Here is a 16,178-nt window from a genome sequence, read left to right as displayed (position 1 = left end):
TTACTGCTATCCATTTTAGTTATATCGATTTGAGTTTTTTGTATTTGGTACTGCTCTTGCGCGTGAGTCATATCTGCTTTGGAAACAATAGGGTGCCAAAGGCGGATGCAGGATCAGAACTCCCATATCGGACAGCGGGTGATCCGCCGTGAGGATGCGGTTCTGGTGGCTGGGCAGGGATCCTATACTGACGATGTTTTACTCCAAAACCCGTTGCATGTCTCATTCTTGCGCAGCGTAGAGGCGCGCGGCGATATTGCTGAGCTGGAAACTGAAGATGCACAGGCAGCTGAGGGGGTTGTGGCAGTGCATACTGGTGCGGATGTTACCCACTTGGGGCGTCTGACCGTCAATCCACTTATTCCTCTTTCGGTTCAACGGGAGTTTCCGGTGTTGGCTCAGGGGCAAGTCCATGCGGTTGGGCAGCCAGTTGCAGCAATATTGGCAACCAGCAATGCCTTGGCGTTGGACGCGGTTGAACTTGTCTATGCTGACATAAATGAAGCATTGGATACAGGGTCGGACGCAGCACCAGACTTAGTTGCAGAACAGGCATGGAGCGCTGGAGACGCTGCGGCTGGACTGGCTGCCGCTGACCACATTGTTGAAACCACAATTTTGCATCCCCGACTTGCACCGTCTCCGATGGAGCCTCGCGCCATTGCAGTGGCATATCACCAAGACAGGGATTCAGTGACGGTCTGGCACTCAACACAAACTCCGCACCGCTCTCGTAGCGCGCTTGCCAGTATATTGGGAGTTGATGCTGATCGCATTCGTGTGATTGCCCCCCATGTGGGGGGCGCCTTTGGTATGAAGGCCTCGTTGTATCCGGAGGATGTTTTTGCGGTCTGGGCTGCGTTCCATCACAAACGCGATGTGAAATGGACTGCGACTCGGTCTGAAGAGTTCTTGTCTGCCACCCATGGGCGGGGGCTCACAACAATCGGACGTTTGGCTGTGAACAAGGATGGAATGTTTCAGGCGCTGCAGGCTGAGGTAAATGGACCAGTGGGCCATTGGTTGCCTAATTCAGCGCTGACCACGGTGTGGAATGCTGCACGGATTTTGCCTGCAGGATACCAAATCGAAAATCTTGATATTTCGACCCGCGCACAGGCCTATAATCTTGCCCCTACCGGCATTTATCGCGGTGCCGGACGCCCCGAGGCAAACTGTCTGATCGAAAGGCTGGTAGATAAAGCCGCAGTTGTGACCGGGCTGGACTCGGTTGAAATTCGTCGCCGGAACCTGCTGGACGCCAGTGCGTTTCCGTATCGGACTGGCACTGGGAATGTGCTTGATTCCGGTGACTACTCCAGGGTTCTGGATGTTCTGGTGGACCAAAGCGGGTATAATGAGGCCCTAAAAGAGCGCGATGTGCGACGCGCCAGCGGAGAGTTGGTTGGGCTTGGGATCGGGTTCTATCTTGAGCCTTCGGGGACGGGGTGGGAAACGGCGCGGGTTACGCTGCAAGCTGATGGCAGAGTGTTGGTTGCCAGCGGAAGCTCAACGCAGGGCCATGGACGTGAGACTGCCTTTGCCCAGATCGCCGCAGATACCCTACAAATTCCGATGAAACAGATCACGGTCATTTGCGGTGATACCAAAACCTGCCCTGAAGGGATCGGAGCCTTAGCCAGTCGCAGTACCGCCATTGGCGGCAGTGCCGTGCTCAGAGCCTGCGAAGAAATCCGCACTCGGCTGGACCAGGGCGAGACAGCCCCCTTGGTTGCTGACCTGAGATATGAAAACGAAGGTGAGGCATGGGGGAATGGCGCCTATATGGTCTTGCTTTCTGTTGATCGTGATACCGGAGTGCCTTTGATCGAGCGGGCAGTTGCCGTGGATGACACCGGCCGTATCATCAACCCAACGCAGGTCGCGGGTCAGGTCCTGGGTGGGTTTGCTCAAGGTTTGGGTGAGGCTCTGATGGAGCAGGTGATCTATGATGAAGATGGCCAGTTGTTGACCGGTTCCTTCATGGATTACGCGCTGCCGCGTGCCGGTGACATGCCTCACCTGTCTCAACATACCTTTCAGACACCCAGTCCAATGAATGCGCTGGGCGCCAAAGGCGTGGGGGAAGCCGGGACAATTGGGGCCCCTGCCGCAATTCTGAACGCCGCAATTGATGCTCTACGCCCATTGGGGGTTGAGGATCTGCAAATGCCATTGACCAGTCAAAACCTGTGGCGTGCCATTCAGGCCGCCGAAGAAGGAGCCGCCACATGAAGTATTCGAAACTGGACGCCAAGGACCACGCCCGCGAACATATGCGCGGCATCTGGGCCGCAGCGCTTAACCCGTTTCACCACGATGGGTCTTTCAACGAAGCCGGGCTTCGGTCGAACATTCGTCATTGGGTAGATGATCTCGACATTCAGGGGCTCTTTATCGCCGGAAAACAGGGTGAGTTCTTTTCGATGAGCCTGGCGGAGCGTAAACGTAATTTTGAGATTGCGGTAGAGGAGTGCGACGGACAGGCAGGCACCATCATGTCGGCTTCGGATCAGAATTTTGACACTGTGCTGGAACTGGCCCGTCATGCGCAGGACTGCGGCGCCGACTACATCGTGGTACACGCGCCAATGCTCCATTTTGTCACTGATCCGGATGACACCGTGTACAACTATTATAAGGCAATTTGCGATCAAGTTGATATTGGTATCGCCATGTGGAGCCACCCGGATAGCGGTTATTTGATGAGCCCCGAACTTTGTGCCCGTATCGCGGAATTGCCAAACATTGTGGCGATCAAATATTCAGTACCGCGCGAGATGTATGTGCGCCTTAGTCATATGGTTGGGGACAAAATCCATGTTTCGACCGCGTCCGAAGTGGAGTGGCTGGATAACATTGAGGAACTGAACTGGAAGCTCTATCTGTGCTCGTCACCGCCATATCAGTTGCAGACTAAGAACGACCGCCGGATGCACGATTACACCCAGTTGGCGTTTCAGGGCCGCTTTACCGAGGCGCGTCAGGTGCGTGATAGTCTGGACCCGGTGCGGCGAGCAATCTTAGATACGAAACCCGGCGGTAAGCCACAGGCGCACGGCAAGTACTGGCAGGAACTGTTGGGGCAGATTGGCGGCGCAGTGCGATCCCCACTGTTGCAGCTGACTGAGGAAGAAAAAGCTCGAACACGAGAGGCTTTCGAGGCCTGCGGTTTAAAGCTTTGACCGAGTTATTTGAGACAAAACAGTCAGTGTAACGTGCGAAGTAGGCGATGATTTCGCCAACTAAATAGCCGCGCTCGTAATACCCTTGGCCTGCGCAAACTGACCCTGTTTCAACGCAAGGGGAGATATTCAATGGCCAATCTGTCCTTTTGGGGCGGGTTGGTCGTTTTTGTCTATTGCTACGTCCCTAGCTGTGATTTGGAAGCTATAACATCCGTGTTAGGCTGCCGCGATCCGTGGCCCATGAGGAGTAAACCGGAAGCAATGTCTGACTTGTGGAGCGGATTGACACAGGCCTTTTGGCTGCTGGTGACGTTGGATGCTGATCTGGTTGAAATCAGTTTGCGATCCCTGCGTGTTACACTGACGGCACTGCTGATTGCCTCTGCCATAGCTCTTCCATTCGCAGCCTTCTTATCGGTTCGCCGTTTTCGTCTTCGCCGGATTACCATCGCAGTGCTAAATGCCTTGATGGGGCTGCCGCCAGTTGTGGTGGGCCTTGTGGTTTATGTGTTTTTGTCCCGTTCAGGACCGTTTGGGGTGTTTGGACTGCTTTTTACCCCAACAGCAATGATCATCGCGCAGGTGATTATTATCGTGCCGCTGATTGCCTCCATTGCGCATCAGTCACTACGCGAGCTTTGGGGGGACTATCATGACCTGCTGATCTCGATGAACACCACCCAGTTTCAACGTATTCAGGCTTTGCTCTGGGATGGGCGACGGGCACTGCTGACGGCGGCCCTGGCTGGGTTCGGTCGGGCCATTGGCGAGGTCGGCGCGATTATGATTGTTGGTGGCAATATCGACCATGCAACCCGCGTACTGACGACGGCTATCGCGCTCGAAACTGGTAAGGGTGAATTTGCCCTGGCATTGGCACTTGGGTTTATTCTGATTGCTTTGGCTGTGACGGTGAACCTTTTGATCCACCGATTGAGCCATACCGAGAGTGAGGGCCGCTGGTGATGCAGATGTTCCCACTAGAAGCCAAACAGGCCGTGGTGCGCCGTCAGGGCAAGGTATTGGTTGGCCCGATTGACCTGACCTTGCAAGGGCAAGGTGTAACCATCGTCATTGGTCCCAATGGAGCCGGTAAAACCACTTTGCTTAAGATGCTACATGGTATTGCCCGGATGAATGCCGGCAGTTTGACATGGGCTTGCCCAAAGGACGAAGCGCAAAAACGGCAGGGGTTTGTGTTTCAGGCACCCGTTATGATGCGACGCACTGTGATTGAAAATATCGCCTATCCTCTACGCTTGATCGGCGTGACAAAGGCAGAGGCCAGACGGCGCGCGCAAGACTGGGCAGAACGGGTTGGTCTAGGCCATACCGTAAAGCAACAAGCGACCATGTTATCCGGCGGCGAGCGGCAAAAACTGGCACTGGCACGGGCATTGATCCGTAATCCAGATGTACTGTTCCTGGATGAACCCTGTGCGTCACTGGACGGCCGTGCCACCCGTGAGATCGAAGAAATTTTGACCACAGCAGCGGCTGATGGCACCCGGTTGATTATGTCGACACACAATATGGGCCAAGCCCAACGACTGGCCGATGAAGTGATTTTTGTGCTGCATGGCCGGATCCACGAATTCACGCCCGCAAGCCAATTTTTTGCTGGGGCTGAGACCAAACAGGGACGCGCGTTTCTAAGAGGAGACATTGTAGAGTGAAACAAATAATTTTTGGCGCGATTGCCTCACTAGCCTTAACTTCGGCTTCATTTGCCGAAGAAATGCGGATGGCAGTGACCACGTCGTTCCATAACTCGGGCCTGTCAGACATACTGCTTCCAGAAATTAAGGCCGATTTGGGGCTGCAGGTACATCTGGTTGTTGTTGGAACTGGTCAAGCGTTGCGCTTGGGTGCGGCAGGCGATGTCGATGCAATTTTGGTGCACTCAAAAAAGGCCGAGGAAGAATTTCTGGCTGGTGGCAACGGCACCCATCGTCGCGAGATCATGTATAATGACTTCGTTTTCATCGGACCGAAAGGGGATATCGCTGGCGTAAGTTCGGCGGATACCGCAGCAAACGCATTGCTGAAAATTGCAACAACTCATGCGGTCTTTGTCAGTCGTGGCGATGACAGTGGTACCCACAAAAAAGAGCTGAGCCTGTGGCAAACCGCCGATTTGAATGCACTGGAGCTTGGCGACTGGTACAATGCGGTTGGTGCCGGGATGGGCGCTGCGTTGAATACCGCTTCAGGTCTCGGGGCATATATTATGGCAGACCGGGCCAGTTGGTTGAACTTTGGCAACAAGGGCGACCTAGAGCTGCTGTTCTCTGGTGATCCGGTACTGTTCAACCAATATGCGTATATTCCGGTAAACCCCGAAAAACATGATCATGTTCAGAATGACCTGGCGATGAAACTGGAAGACTGGCTGGTTTCAGACCGCGCCAAAACATTGATCAATGAGTACAAGATCAATGGTGAGACGTTGTTTGTTTTCAATGCCAAATAGAGTTAGTTGGTAAACGTTATTCGGTACAAAAGCCCCAGCAAATTTGTGGGGGCTTTTGTATGATCACTGAGGTGACCCGAGGGATAGCACTATGGCAAAAACTCATGCGTCCATATCACCATGAATTGCAAATTGCTCCAAACCGGCAGCTTGCGGCTCGATGGTGCGGAAGGCCTCTTTGACGCCAGAACTGGTCAATTCACGCGATACGGTTAGCAAGGTGTTGGCATCATGCTCCGCGCAAAGATCTAGCATTTGCGCTAGTTCTTCGGTCGCAACTGGACGAGCGGCGTTGATGTCTGGGGCACCATAGAAATCTACAAAATGCTTGGACAACAGGTCGGTCAAGGTGTCGAGCTCACTCTGCTCGATTTGAGTAACCGCGACAAAGGTTACTCGACCAGCAGTTTCCAAGCCCATCCAGCCATTGGAAAAGGCCTGCTTTGGCTTGCCACTCAGGTCGGACTCACCCCAGTTGGAAAATTCAAACCCGCCTGAAACACACCACTCGCCGGTGCGGGCTGGGCTGGCAAAGACACGTTGGTCGCTCTCGTCAAAATGGATGGCGCGGGCAAGTTGCATCACGATGTCTCCAGTAAGGATGTCAGGGGGATCATGTGGGTGGTGTCTTCAGCACGCAAGAGCATGCCAAAATCTTCATCAATACCCAAGAAGCTGCCTGATAGCGCATTTTGTACTGTGTCCTCTCCCATACCATGGGCGAGGCTGCGCCATTCAGCGTGCAGGGCTCTACCGTTGTCGTCTTCCCAGCGTGTGATCCAGTGTAGACTATGGCGGGCCCAGCTTTCCAACAAAGCAGGCGCTTCGACATCCGCACAGCCTTCGGCATAAAGCGCGGTTTCATCGGGTGAATGACCGGTATCTTCGGAAGCGGGCCACAACGGCAATTCTAGCCCGATGACCAGCCAGTCAGGCGTTACCTCAGGATCCGAGCAACTGGCGGCGGCTCGCAGGCTACCACAACGGGCACCGTTGACCCGGACTGCACCCTGCCATTCTAAATGAACCGCGACTTCAGGTGGCGCCAATGCTCCCAATGCGTTTTGAAACCCTACGCCGCAGGTAGGCATCATTGCCATTGCTTTTCGAAGAGGAACCTCGGGGGCAAACACCATTGCCGCCCGAAGAATGTCCGGTGCCAGATTGAAGGTTACCAAGCCGGCATCACAGCCGAAGATTGCCTTTTTACACGCTGTATCAAAGGGGTCCTCCACGCCGCTGACCTGATGGCCATGCAAAAGTGGGGGAAAGGAGACGTCGCTCATGCTGCGCCCCGTTGGATTAAATCCTGAGCAACGTTTCGGAACACCTGCGCCTGCGGGCTGTCGGGTTTGCTGACAACAATCGGTGCACCACCATCAGAGGCCAAACGAACGTCAAGATGCAGCGGGACTTCAGCCAACAGGGGAACATTCAGCTTGGCTGCCTCTGCGACCACGCCCCCATGGCCAAAGACATGCTCCTCGTGGCCACAATTGGAACAGATATGGGTCGACATGTTTTCGATCATGCCCAGGATTGGGACGTGGAGCTGGTTGAACATATCGATGCCTTTGCGTGCATCGATCAAAGCCACATCCTGCGGAGTTGAAACCACGATAGCACCGTCCACTTCTGCCTTTTGCGCCAAGGTCATCTGTACGTCGCCGGTGCCGGGCGGAAGGTCGACGATCAGCACATCCAGAGCGCCCCACTGCACCTGCATCATCATCTGTTGCAGCGCCCCCATCAGCATTGGTCCACGCCAGACGACGGCCTGATCCTCGTTGGTCATCAGCCCGATCGACATCATTGTGACGCCATGGTTGCGCATTGGCAGGATGGTTTTTCCATCTGGGCTGGCGGGGCGACCCGAGATCCCCAACATTCGCGGTTGTGACGGGCCATAAACATCAGCATCCAACAATCCAACGCGGCGGCCCTCAGCTGCCAGAGCACAGGCCAGATTGGCTGAAACAGTAGATTTTCCCACGCCGCCCTTGCCTGAGGCAACAGCGATGATGCGGTCAACACCGGGAATTTTTTGCGGGCCCTGCGGCTGTGCGGGTTTTGATGGTTTTAGGTCCGGTGGGGCGGACTTGGCGGCATGACCGGTCAGCAGGGCCGAAACTTTGTCGACACCGACAATATCGGTCACAACTTTTTCGGCGGCGTCGCGCACCGGGCCATAGGCCTCGGCGCTTGCAGGGTCAATTTCGAGGACGAAGCGGACCTCAGTCCCTTCGACTGTGAGGGCGCGCATGACGCCGGCGCTGACGATATCGCTGCCACTGATTGGGTCAGTGATGGACTTGAGCGCGGCGAGGACGGATTCACGGGTGAGAGACACGTTTGTCTTGCTCCTTGGGTTGTAGGGGTGCTTGACGAAGGGGGCGGTGGTTTTCTACCATTTCGCATGACCCGACTGATTGTTCTGATTTCTATTTGCCTGAGTTTCGCGCCGATTGCACGGGCTGATGACAGGTTGGTGCGGCTGATGGCGCCGCAGGCTCTGGTTGACAGTGGCTTGCTGAAGCACCTGTTGCCGCGGTTCTCGCTCAAGACCCAAATTCGGGTTCAGGTCGTCACAGCGGGTCAGGCACATGACATTGCGCTGGGCGCGACCGGTGAACCGGTTTTTGTTGGCCCCCGGTCGACCTGGTACATGCAGGTTTTGGCGCCGGAGCAACAAGCTGTGCAGCGTTTCCTGAGCTGGTTGGACTCGGACATTGGTCAGCGTACTATTACGAGCTATGCGCCCGGTGGTGTCCAGATGTTTACGTTGCCCCTCACCAAGCAGGCACTGGACGCGGGTGTTGTATTTGACGGTGACGCGGCGCTGGGCCAGGATCTGTCGCGCCGGATGTGTGGCCGTTGTCATGTGGTGCGGGATGACGAGCGGATGAATGCTATCGGCTCTACCCCGTCGTTTTTTGTACTGAGAACACTGGAGAACTGGGTTGAGCGTTTCCAGACTTTCTATGTCCTCAACCCACATCCATCTTTTACGCAGGTGGAGGGCGTGACTGAGCCTTTTGCACCGGATCGACCTTCGCCAATTGTGCCGGTTGAAATGACCCTCGATCAGTTGGAGGCAATCCTTGCCTATGTCGCCAATCTGCCGCCTGCAGATCTGGGAGCTCCGTTGCAACATCAGTGATCGCGACGCTTGCTGAGGTAGTCGTCGGTGGTACGTACGCGCGGCCGGTCACCGCCACCAAAGGGGTTGTTCTCCTGATGATACTGGGCATCAACCCTGCAATTGTCACACATCTGAATCATCCGCGCAGCCCCAGGATTCTGGAACATCGAATGTTTCCCCGCCAGCTTTTCGACAATTTTTTCAACCGTGGACTTAACCCCAAAGAGTGAGCCGCATTCTACACAGGCAAACGGTTCTTCCTCATGCAGGACCGTTTGCGACAGGGCGCTGTCGGTCAGGTTTAGACGTGGTTCAAGCGTGATTGCTTTTTCGGGGCAGATATTGGCACAGAGACCACATTGCAGACAGGCGTCTTCCTGGAACCGCAATTGGGGAAGGTCGGGGTTATCGCCCAACGCACCCGAAGGACATAGCGATACGCAGGACAGGCACAGGGTGCAGGCGCTGGTATCGACTAAAACGGCCCCGTAGGGAGCATCCGAGGGCAGTGGAAGTACCCCAGCGTCAGGCATCAGCGCCTTAGTTGCTTGGCGAGTGATCTGGCGACGGGTTCCCATTGGTCGAATGACATCGCCCAGGGCTGCGGGCACCTCGACACCAAACAAGGTTTCGCTCAGCGCATCTGGGTCGTTTAAGTCAAGCAAGGTTGTCTTGTTGCCGCCAAGGGCATTTGCCAATGCCAGTTCACGCTCCATTACGTCGCGCTCGGCACCGGGGGCGAGCAGGATGTCGACTGTGGCAAAACCAGCAGCTAAAGCGGCGAGGACTTCAGCATGGCCGAAGGTATTCAATGCCTCGACCTCCAATGGCACAACATCAACGGGCAAGCCACGGCCAAAACGCGCCGCCAAACTGATCATTTCGCCGCCGTGTCCATTTACAACCAGCAGACGCGGCGCGACGCCACCTGCGGCCAGATAGGCTTTGGCCAGGGTCTGAATACGACGAAACAGACTGTCTGTAGGAGGTGCATCGTAGGTGAGCGCACCGGAAGGACACAGGGTGGCGCAGGAGCTGCACCCGGCACAGATCATCGGATCGATGCTAACATGGTCACCACTAGAACTGATGGCGCCGGTCGGGCAGATATCAAGGCAGTTGGTGCAACCGGTCTGGCCTGCACGGGAATGAGCGCAGAGTAGCGGTTCATTGCGCACATATAACGGCTTTTCAAAAGTGCCGACCATCTGGGATGCCTGTAGTAGAGCATCGGCTACCGAAGGCGCATGTGCAGGGTCGGCACGCAGATAGCCTTCGCGTTTTTCCGGGGCTGGAAACAGTGACGTGCCACCAGTCAGATCCAGAATAATGTCACAGCTTGATCTGCCACCATTCCGGGCATCACTCCAGTTCCAGTTGCGCCCGACAGGTTCCAGTTGCTGTAGCGCATCGATGCGGATTTCGAATTGTCCGAGTGCGCCTGACGCTTGGCGCAGATCACCTCGAACCACGTCAAAGGCGCGGCTCATCGGGGGCTCGGCGGTCTTGTCCAGTAGGACAGTTACGGCCAGCACATCCTGAAGCTTTTCTGCCGCGGCCAAAGCGATCTCAGATGGTCCAAGGATCAGACAGACCCCCTCAGACACTACGTCCAGACCTTTCGCGGCAGGGACGGAAAGTCCCGCTTCGGCAATCAATGCGGACATTTTGGGTAGTGTATTGCCTTCATCCGATGTCCAACCGGCCCGATCACGCAGATCGAGGCAGGGGGGGGCAGGGGCATCGATTTCAGCTGCCAGTTCTTCAAAAAGACGTTGTTCCTGGGCACAGCAAATAGTTGCTTCGCCCCCTGCCAAGGCGGCTGCTGCGGTGTCGATTCCGGTGGTACAAAGTGCCGAATGCAGTTTGGAGCAGCTGACCCCAGTGGCCTGAGAAAGGGCGGTGGCGTCGATCTGTTGTGATCCCGAACAATCACATAAAATCAGTTGCTTGGCCATGTATTCCTCGCTTGCATTTAGACTGGCAGAAGGGGTGCTAGACACCCTGTGTTGGCTTCCAACTAGGCATGATTCCTCGCCTTCGTAAACTAGTTTTGAGACTGCTGGACACCCCGGAATTCAGCGAATCAATCCAGATGATTCGCTGAATTGGTAGCTGTACCTATTGTCGAGTGATTTCGTCGAATTAGACAAAACGACCGTTCCTGCATGCCGCGGTATTCCGCGCTGTCCAAATTGTCCGGATGTGACGAATTCCCCGTCTAATTGCAAAAAGCAGCTTTTGAAAAGACGGTTGGTTGGGGCACGTTAACTAGGAAATTTGACAAAATTGGACTGCCAGCGCTTGATCCACAATCCGGACAAATTTGATGTGATGCCAGTTGGCGTTGTTCTGCGCCGCACACCGGGTGTGACCCAGTGGGCGAAGTACGCATGGAAAGCGATAGCAGTTTTACCAGGCGCGGCTGAGACCAATTGGCAGCTGTTACGTGAACAGGACGGTGTCTCTGATTTTCATGCTGCAACCCTATCGCTGGAGTTGCACGGGTCTGATGCAGAGTCTTATCTGCACGGGCTCAGCGCGGAAGTGCCTTGTGTTTATGTGGTGCTGCGCGACAGCGATGCGACAGAACATTCGTTGGAAGTGACTTTGGTCACTGCCTCGCCCTATGAGGCGCAGGACTATGCTGATACTGGCGAAGAAATTATCGAGAAAGTTCCGATGCCCGACGGATTGATTGCCTGGGTGCGGGACTTTGCGCTGGAGCATCACCACGAAGAGCGCTTCAAGAAGCGCCGCCGCGACAAGACCGACATTGGTGCTGTTGAGGATGGTATCGGCGATGCACGGATTTCTCAGTTGGCAGATGTCTATCGCTCGCCAGTGAAGGCCAAGAAGGAACGACTGCAATGAGCGGGTCTGATTTCTGGGCGCGCCGCAAAGCCGCCGTCGAGGCGGAAGCAGTTGAAGATGCGCGGGCTGAGGTGCAGCTGCAGGCACAGGAACGTGATGTCAGAGTTGCGGAAAAAAGTGATGCAGAAATTTTGGCTGATTTGGAGCTGCCAGACCCAAACACATTGGGCGAGGGGGACGACTTTAAGGTGTTCCTGACCGAAACGATCCCAGCCCGAATTCGAACGCGCGCGTTGCGCCGTTTGTGGCTAACGAACCCAGTGTTGGCAAATATTGACGGGCTGGTCGACTACGGTGAAGACTTCACCGACGCTTCCTGTGTGATCGAAAATATTCCGACGGCCTATCAAGTTGGCAAAGGCATGACCGCTCACGTCGATGAGTTGGCGCGCCAAGCAGAAGAAGAGGCTGAAGCTGCTAAACAGCAACTCGCCGAAATTAGCGAGGCTTCGGAAGACGAGACCGGGATGATCGAAGAGATCAACATCGAACAACCGGAACAAGAGGCGGCCGCGCAGGTGGCCTATGTTGCGCCCGCCGATACTGCACATGAAGCTGATGAATTGCACGTCTATGCTGCTCCGCGCCGAATGCGCTTTGCGTTTGATGAAGGAGCTGCTGAGACATGACAGAGGAGACGCCAATGACAGCCGTGGCCGACGAAATCCGCGTAACTGAGGAAGACCGCCTGAGGGCGGATCTATACAACTTTTTAGGCCTGTTGCTTGCAACACCCCCAGAGCAGATGTTGTTGGAACAAACGGCTGTATTGTCAGGAGATGACGGCGATCTTGGAACCGCGATCAACGCACTGGCCAAGCTGGCGAGCCTGTCCAAGGCTGCTACGGTAGAGAGTGAATTCAATAAGCTGTTCATTGGATTGGGACGCGGCGAACTGCTGCCCTACGCCAGCTACTATCTGACGGGTTTCCTGAATGAAAAGCCTCTTGCGGCTTTGCGCCGAGACATGGCCGCACGTGGCATGACTCGCGGTCAGAACGTTTATGAGCCCGAGGATAATATTGCTTCACTGATGGAAATGATGGGCGCTCTGATTGTGGGGCGTTTTGGAGAACCGGCGAGCTTGGTTGACCAGAAAACGTTCTTCAATAAGCACATTGGCCCTTGGGCTGGGCATTTCTTTTCGGACCTGGAGGCCGCCAAGAACTCGGTTCTTTATGCCTCGGTTGGCGCAGTTGGCCGGGTGTTCATGGAGATCGAGTCCGAAGGTTTTCGGATGAGCGCGGAGTGATCCGCATAGTCGGGCGGGCAACCGTCTATCACCAATGAGGAGGAAAACTCATGACAAGGAAGACTGAGGAGGCATCGAGCCGCCGAGACTTTCTGAAGATGGCCGCAACATCGGCACCGCTGGCTGCGGTGGCTGTGGCGACCACGGGGGGCGAGGCGCAGGCCGCAGAACCCGACCTGTCATCAAGCAAGATGCAGGATACAGCGCATACCCGCGCTTACCTCGACAGCGTGCGGTTCTAGACACCGCTCGACGTTATTCACTGCAGGCAACTGGTTGCGAGACGCCCGACCGCCTGCTGATTTTTGTTAACCTAGCAAGCCCGAATTAACGGGTAGCAAGGGAGGTTATAATGCTTAGGAAAAAGACCAACGGGGTTGCGAGACGCTCCCAGCGGACAAGTATCCTCTCCAAGGTCGCGGAAAGCTCCGTTGACCGCCGCGCATTTCTGCGTGGTTCTGGTCTGGCCATCGGTGGCCTGACCGCGATTGCCGCCACTGGCGGTTCTGTGGCGCGGGCCAATGCAGCAACTGCTGCTGCGGGCGCTGTCGAAACCGTAAAGTCCGTTTGTACCCACTGTTCAGTCGGCTGTACTGTGGTTGCCGAAGTTCAAAATGGTGTCTGGGTCGGGCAAGAGCCTGGTTGGGACAGCCCGTTCAACTTGGGCGCCCACTGTGCCAAAGGTGCAGCCGTTCGCGAACATGCCCACGGTGAACGTCGCCTGAAGTACCCGATGAAAAAAGAGGGTGGTGAATGGAAGCGCATCAGCTGGGAACAGGCGATCGACGAGATTGGTGGCGGTATGATGGATATCCGCGATGAAAGCGGACCTGACAGTGTTTACTGGCTTGGTTCGGCCAAACACAGCAACGAACAGGCCTATCTGTTCCGCAAGTTTGCGGCCTATTGGGGCACAAACAACGTCGACCACCAGGCGCGGATCTGTCACTCGACAACCGTGGCTGGCGTAGCCAACACATGGGGCTACGGCGCCATGACCAACAGCTACAACGACATCCACAACTCTAAAGCCATCTTTGTGATTGGCGGCAACCCAGCCGAGGCACACCCGGTTTCCTTGCTGCACATCCTGAAAGCCAAAGAACAAAACAACGCGCCGCTGATCGTTTGTGATCCGCGTTTCACGCGAACTGCGGCCCATGCTGACGAGTACGTCCGCCTCCGTCCTGGCACCGACGTCGCGTTGGTTTGGGGTATCCTGTACCATATCTTTGAAAATGGCTGGGAAGACAAAGAGTTCATCCGCACCCGTGTTTGGGGCATGGACCAGATCAGGGAAGAGGTCAAAAAGTGGAACCCAGAAGAGGTTGAGCGCGTAACGGGTGTTCCCGGATCGCAGCTGCACCGGGTTGCCAAGACATTGGCCAACAACCGTCCCGGCACCGTGATTTGGTGTATGGGTGGTACGCAACACACCACTGGCAACAACAACACCCGTGCATATTGTATCCTGCAATTGGCGCTGGGCAATATGGGCACAAGTGGTGGCGGGACCAACATTTTCCGTGGCCACGACAACGTTCAGGGTGCCACCGACCTTGGTGTTCTAAGCCACACTTTGCCGGGCTACTACGGCCTGTCCAAAGGCGCCTGGGGCCATTGGGCACGCGTTTGGGATGAAGATCCCGAATGGCTGACCAGCCAGTTCGACATGTTGAAGAGTGCAGACGGTAAAGATAAATCGCTACAAAACCTGAAGGGTATCCCAGTCAGCCGTTGGATTGATGGCGTTCTGGAAGACAAGGACAATATCGACCAGCCCAACAACGTGCGGGCGATGGTTCTTTGGGGACACGCGCCAAACTCGCAGACCCGTGGTCCGGAAATGAAGACAGCGATGGAGAAGCTGGACATGCTGGTCGTGATCGACCCGTATCCCACCGTCTCGGCTGTTTTGCATGACCGTACCGATGGTTGCTATTTGTTGCCAGCCTGTACGCAGTACGAAACATATGGCTCGGTTACAGCATCAAACCGGTCGCTTCAGTGGCGGGATAAGATCTTTGATCCGCTGTTTGAGAGCAAAACTGACCATGAAATCATGGGTCTGTTTGCTAACAAATTTGGCTGGGCCGATCGCTTTTTCCGTAACATCGAAATGGACGATGAAAACACGCCAAATGTTGAAAGCGTTACACGCGAACTCAACAAAGGTCTGTGGACCATTGGCTATACCGGCCAAAGCCCAGAGCGCTTGAAGAAGCACATGGCCAACCAGCACACCTTCGACCGCACCACCTTGCGGGCTGTTGGTGGACCGGCAGATGGGGACTATTATGGTCTGCCATGGCCGTGTTGGGGTACGGACGAGATGAACCACCCTGGTACGCCAAACCTGTACGACATGTCCAAGCCGGTTTCTGAGGGTGGCCTTACCTTCCGTGCCCGTTTTGGTGTTGAACGGGACGGTGACAACCTTCTGGCCGATGGCGTTTACTCGGTGAACTCGGAAATCCAGGATGGATATCCGGAATTCACCATGCAGATGCTGATGGATCTTGGCTGGGACGGTGATCTGACGGATGAGGAACGCGCATCGATTGATGCCGTTGCAGGTCCAAAGACCAACTGGAAAACCGACCTGTCGGGCGGCATCCAGCGGGTTGCGATCAAGCACGAGTGTGCTCCGTTTGGTAACGCCAAGGCCCGTGCTGTGGTCTGGACTTTCCCGGATCCGGTGCCTGTTCACCGCGAGCCGCTGTATACCAACCGTCGTGATCTGGTCGAAGACTATCCAACATACGAAGACCGCCAGGCCTATCGTCTGCCAACTTTGTATGCCTCGATCCAGAAGAAAGACGTGTCCAAGGACTTCCCGATCATTCTCACATCCGGCCGGTTGGTCGAGTATGAGGGTGGCGGCGAAGAAAGCCGATCCAACCCTTGGTTGGCTGAGTTGCAGCAAGACATGTTTGTCGAGATCAACACCCGAGACGCCAACAATATTGGCGTGCGTGATGGGGCTCAGGTCTGGGTCGAAAGCCCCGAAGGCGGCAAAGTCAAAGTGATGGCGATGGTGACAGAGCGGGTCGGAGAAGGCGTAGCCTTTATGCCGTTCCACTTTGGTGGGCACTACCAGGGCAAGGATCTGCGGGACAAATATCCCGACGGAGCTGACCCCTATGTGCTGGGCGAAAGCTCAAACACTGCTCAGACCTATGGCTATGACAGCGTCACCCAGATGCAGGAGACAAAATGTACTCTCTGCAGCATCAGCGCAGCATAAGG

The 16,178-nt window shown here is 55.5% G+C and carries 15 protein-coding genes; 11 read left to right on the top strand and 4 right to left on the bottom strand.

Going from position 1 to position 16,178, the window contains the following annotated elements; translation table 11 throughout:
* Positions 1–105: 105 nt before the first annotated feature.
* From GO984_RS19680 to GO984_RS19660, 5 genes are all read left to right on the top strand, one after another.
* Positions 106–2,235, top strand: a complete 2,130-nt coding sequence (locus tag GO984_RS19680) for a xanthine dehydrogenase family protein molybdopterin-binding subunit (RefSeq protein ID WP_157024288.1) — start codon at positions 106–108, stop codon at positions 2,233–2,235.
* Positions 2,232–3,185 (top strand): dihydrodipicolinate synthase family protein, encoded by a 954-nt coding sequence (locus tag GO984_RS19675; RefSeq protein WP_157024287.1) that lies wholly within the window; start codon positions 2,232–2,234, stop codon positions 3,183–3,185. Before GO984_RS19680 ends, GO984_RS19675 begins: the two co-directional genes overlap by 4 nt.
* Before the next feature lie 264 nt (positions 3,186–3,449).
* On the top strand, positions 3,450–4,154 hold the full coding sequence (locus tag GO984_RS19670; RefSeq protein ID WP_138164411.1) for an ABC transporter permease: 705 nt from the start codon (positions 3,450–3,452) through the stop codon (positions 4,152–4,154).
* Complete coding sequence (locus GO984_RS19665) at positions 4,154–4,864, top strand: ATP-binding cassette domain-containing protein (RefSeq protein WP_157024286.1); 711 nt, start codon at positions 4,154–4,156, stop codon at positions 4,862–4,864. The genes GO984_RS19670 and GO984_RS19665 overlap by 1 nt, the downstream gene beginning before the upstream one ends.
* A complete protein-coding gene (locus GO984_RS19660; RefSeq protein WP_167740433.1) occupies positions 4,861–5,661 on the top strand; it encodes a substrate-binding domain-containing protein in 801 nt (266 codons plus the stop codon). Before GO984_RS19665 ends, GO984_RS19660 begins: the two co-directional genes overlap by 4 nt.
* Positions 5,662–5,763: 102 nt before the next feature.
* Here GO984_RS19660 and GO984_RS19655 read toward each other — a convergent pair whose 3' ends face one another.
* Genes GO984_RS19655 through GO984_RS19645 form a run of 3 tightly spaced genes read right to left on the bottom strand, consistent with a single transcriptional unit; the run spans position 5,764 to position 8,011 of the window.
* A complete protein-coding gene (locus GO984_RS19655) occupies positions 5,764–6,243 on the bottom strand; it encodes a DUF6505 family protein (RefSeq protein WP_157024285.1) in 480 nt (159 codons plus the stop codon).
* Positions 6,243–6,947 (bottom strand): biotin/lipoate--protein ligase family protein, encoded by a 705-nt coding sequence (locus tag GO984_RS19650; protein ID WP_157024284.1) that lies wholly within the window; start codon positions 6,945–6,947, stop codon positions 6,243–6,245. Before GO984_RS19650 ends, GO984_RS19655 begins: the two co-directional genes overlap by 1 nt.
* A complete protein-coding gene (locus GO984_RS19645; protein ID WP_167740432.1) occupies positions 6,944–8,011 on the bottom strand; it encodes a P-loop NTPase in 1,068 nt (355 codons plus the stop codon). Before GO984_RS19645 ends, GO984_RS19650 begins: the two co-directional genes overlap by 4 nt.
* A gap of 66 nt (positions 8,012–8,077) precedes the next feature.
* Between GO984_RS19645 and GO984_RS19640 the strand changes: the two genes are divergently transcribed.
* Positions 8,078–8,821 carry a hypothetical protein gene (locus tag GO984_RS19640; protein WP_157024283.1) on the top strand — a complete coding sequence of 248 codons (744 nt, stop codon included), beginning with the start codon at positions 8,078–8,080 and terminating at the stop codon, positions 8,819–8,821.
* On the opposite strand, the gene GO984_RS19635 is transcribed toward GO984_RS19640, so the two are convergent.
* Entirely contained in the window at positions 8,815–10,761 is a 1,947-nt protein-coding gene (locus GO984_RS19635) for a 4Fe-4S binding protein (RefSeq protein ID WP_157024282.1), read from the bottom strand. The genes GO984_RS19640 and GO984_RS19635 overlap by 7 nt on opposite strands.
* 376 nt (positions 10,762–11,137) lie before the next feature.
* Between GO984_RS19635 and GO984_RS19630 the strand changes: the two genes are divergently transcribed.
* From GO984_RS19630 to GO984_RS19610, 5 genes are all read left to right on the top strand, one after another.
* Positions 11,138–11,677 carry a DUF3305 domain-containing protein gene (locus GO984_RS19630; protein WP_157024345.1) on the top strand — a complete coding sequence of 180 codons (540 nt, stop codon included), beginning with the start codon at positions 11,138–11,140 and terminating at the stop codon, positions 11,675–11,677.
* Entirely contained in the window at positions 11,674–12,306 is a 633-nt protein-coding gene (locus GO984_RS19625; RefSeq protein WP_157024281.1) for a DUF3306 domain-containing protein, read from the top strand. The genes GO984_RS19630 and GO984_RS19625 overlap by 4 nt, the downstream gene beginning before the upstream one ends.
* Positions 12,303–12,929, top strand: coding sequence for a TorD/DmsD family molecular chaperone (locus GO984_RS19620; protein WP_157024280.1), 627 nt, complete (start codon positions 12,303–12,305; stop codon positions 12,927–12,929). Before GO984_RS19625 ends, GO984_RS19620 begins: the two co-directional genes overlap by 4 nt.
* Positions 12,930–12,979: 50 nt before the next feature.
* A complete protein-coding gene (locus GO984_RS19615) occupies positions 12,980–13,171 on the top strand; it encodes a twin-arginine translocation signal domain-containing protein (RefSeq protein ID WP_138164403.1) in 192 nt (63 codons plus the stop codon).
* Between the two features lie 110 nt (positions 13,172–13,281).
* On the top strand, positions 13,282–16,176 hold the full coding sequence (locus GO984_RS19610; RefSeq protein ID WP_157024279.1) for a formate dehydrogenase subunit alpha: 2,895 nt from the start codon (positions 13,282–13,284) through the stop codon (positions 16,174–16,176).
* The last annotated feature ends 2 nt before the right edge of the window (positions 16,177–16,178 follow it).

The organism is Parasedimentitalea huanghaiensis, assembly GCF_009753675.1.
In the GTDB taxonomy this organism is placed as follows: Bacteria; Pseudomonadota; Alphaproteobacteria; order Rhodobacterales; family Rhodobacteraceae; genus Parasedimentitalea; species Parasedimentitalea huanghaiensis.
Note: the sequence above shows the minus strand (reverse complement) of the source record. Positions and strands in the feature narration are given on the sequence as shown.

Excerpts from the sequence above, each read along its gene's own strand:
- GO984_RS19680 (WP_157024288.1), top strand. The coding sequence starts at position 106 with ATGCAGGATCAGAACTCCCATATCGGACAGCGGGTGATCCGCCGTGAG.
- GO984_RS19675 (WP_157024287.1), top strand. The coding sequence starts at position 2,232 with ATGAAGTATTCGAAACTGGACGCCAAGGACCACGCCCGCGAACATATG.
- GO984_RS19670 (WP_138164411.1), top strand. The coding sequence starts at position 3,450 with ATGTCTGACTTGTGGAGCGGATTGACACAGGCCTTTTGGCTGCTGGTG.
- GO984_RS19665 (WP_157024286.1), top strand. The coding sequence starts at position 4,154 with ATGCAGATGTTCCCACTAGAAGCCAAACAGGCCGTGGTGCGCCGTCAG.
- GO984_RS19655 (WP_157024285.1), bottom strand. The coding sequence starts at position 6,243 with ATGCAACTTGCCCGCGCCATCCATTTTGACGAGAGCGACCAACGTGTC.
- GO984_RS19650 (WP_157024284.1), bottom strand. The coding sequence starts at position 6,947 with ATGAGCGACGTCTCCTTTCCCCCACTTTTGCATGGCCATCAGGTCAGC.
- GO984_RS19640 (WP_157024283.1), top strand. The coding sequence starts at position 8,078 with ATGACCCGACTGATTGTTCTGATTTCTATTTGCCTGAGTTTCGCGCCG.
- GO984_RS19635 (WP_157024282.1), bottom strand. The coding sequence starts at position 10,761 with ATGGCCAAGCAACTGATTTTATGTGATTGTTCGGGATCACAACAGATC.
- GO984_RS19630 (WP_157024345.1), top strand. The coding sequence starts at position 11,138 with ATGCCAGTTGGCGTTGTTCTGCGCCGCACACCGGGTGTGACCCAGTGG.
- GO984_RS19625 (WP_157024281.1), top strand. The coding sequence starts at position 11,674 with ATGAGCGGGTCTGATTTCTGGGCGCGCCGCAAAGCCGCCGTCGAGGCG.
- GO984_RS19620 (WP_157024280.1), top strand. The coding sequence starts at position 12,303 with ATGACAGAGGAGACGCCAATGACAGCCGTGGCCGACGAAATCCGCGTA.
- GO984_RS19615 (WP_138164403.1), top strand. The coding sequence starts at position 12,980 with ATGACAAGGAAGACTGAGGAGGCATCGAGCCGCCGAGACTTTCTGAAG.
- GO984_RS19610 (WP_157024279.1), top strand. The coding sequence starts at position 13,282 with ATGCTTAGGAAAAAGACCAACGGGGTTGCGAGACGCTCCCAGCGGACA.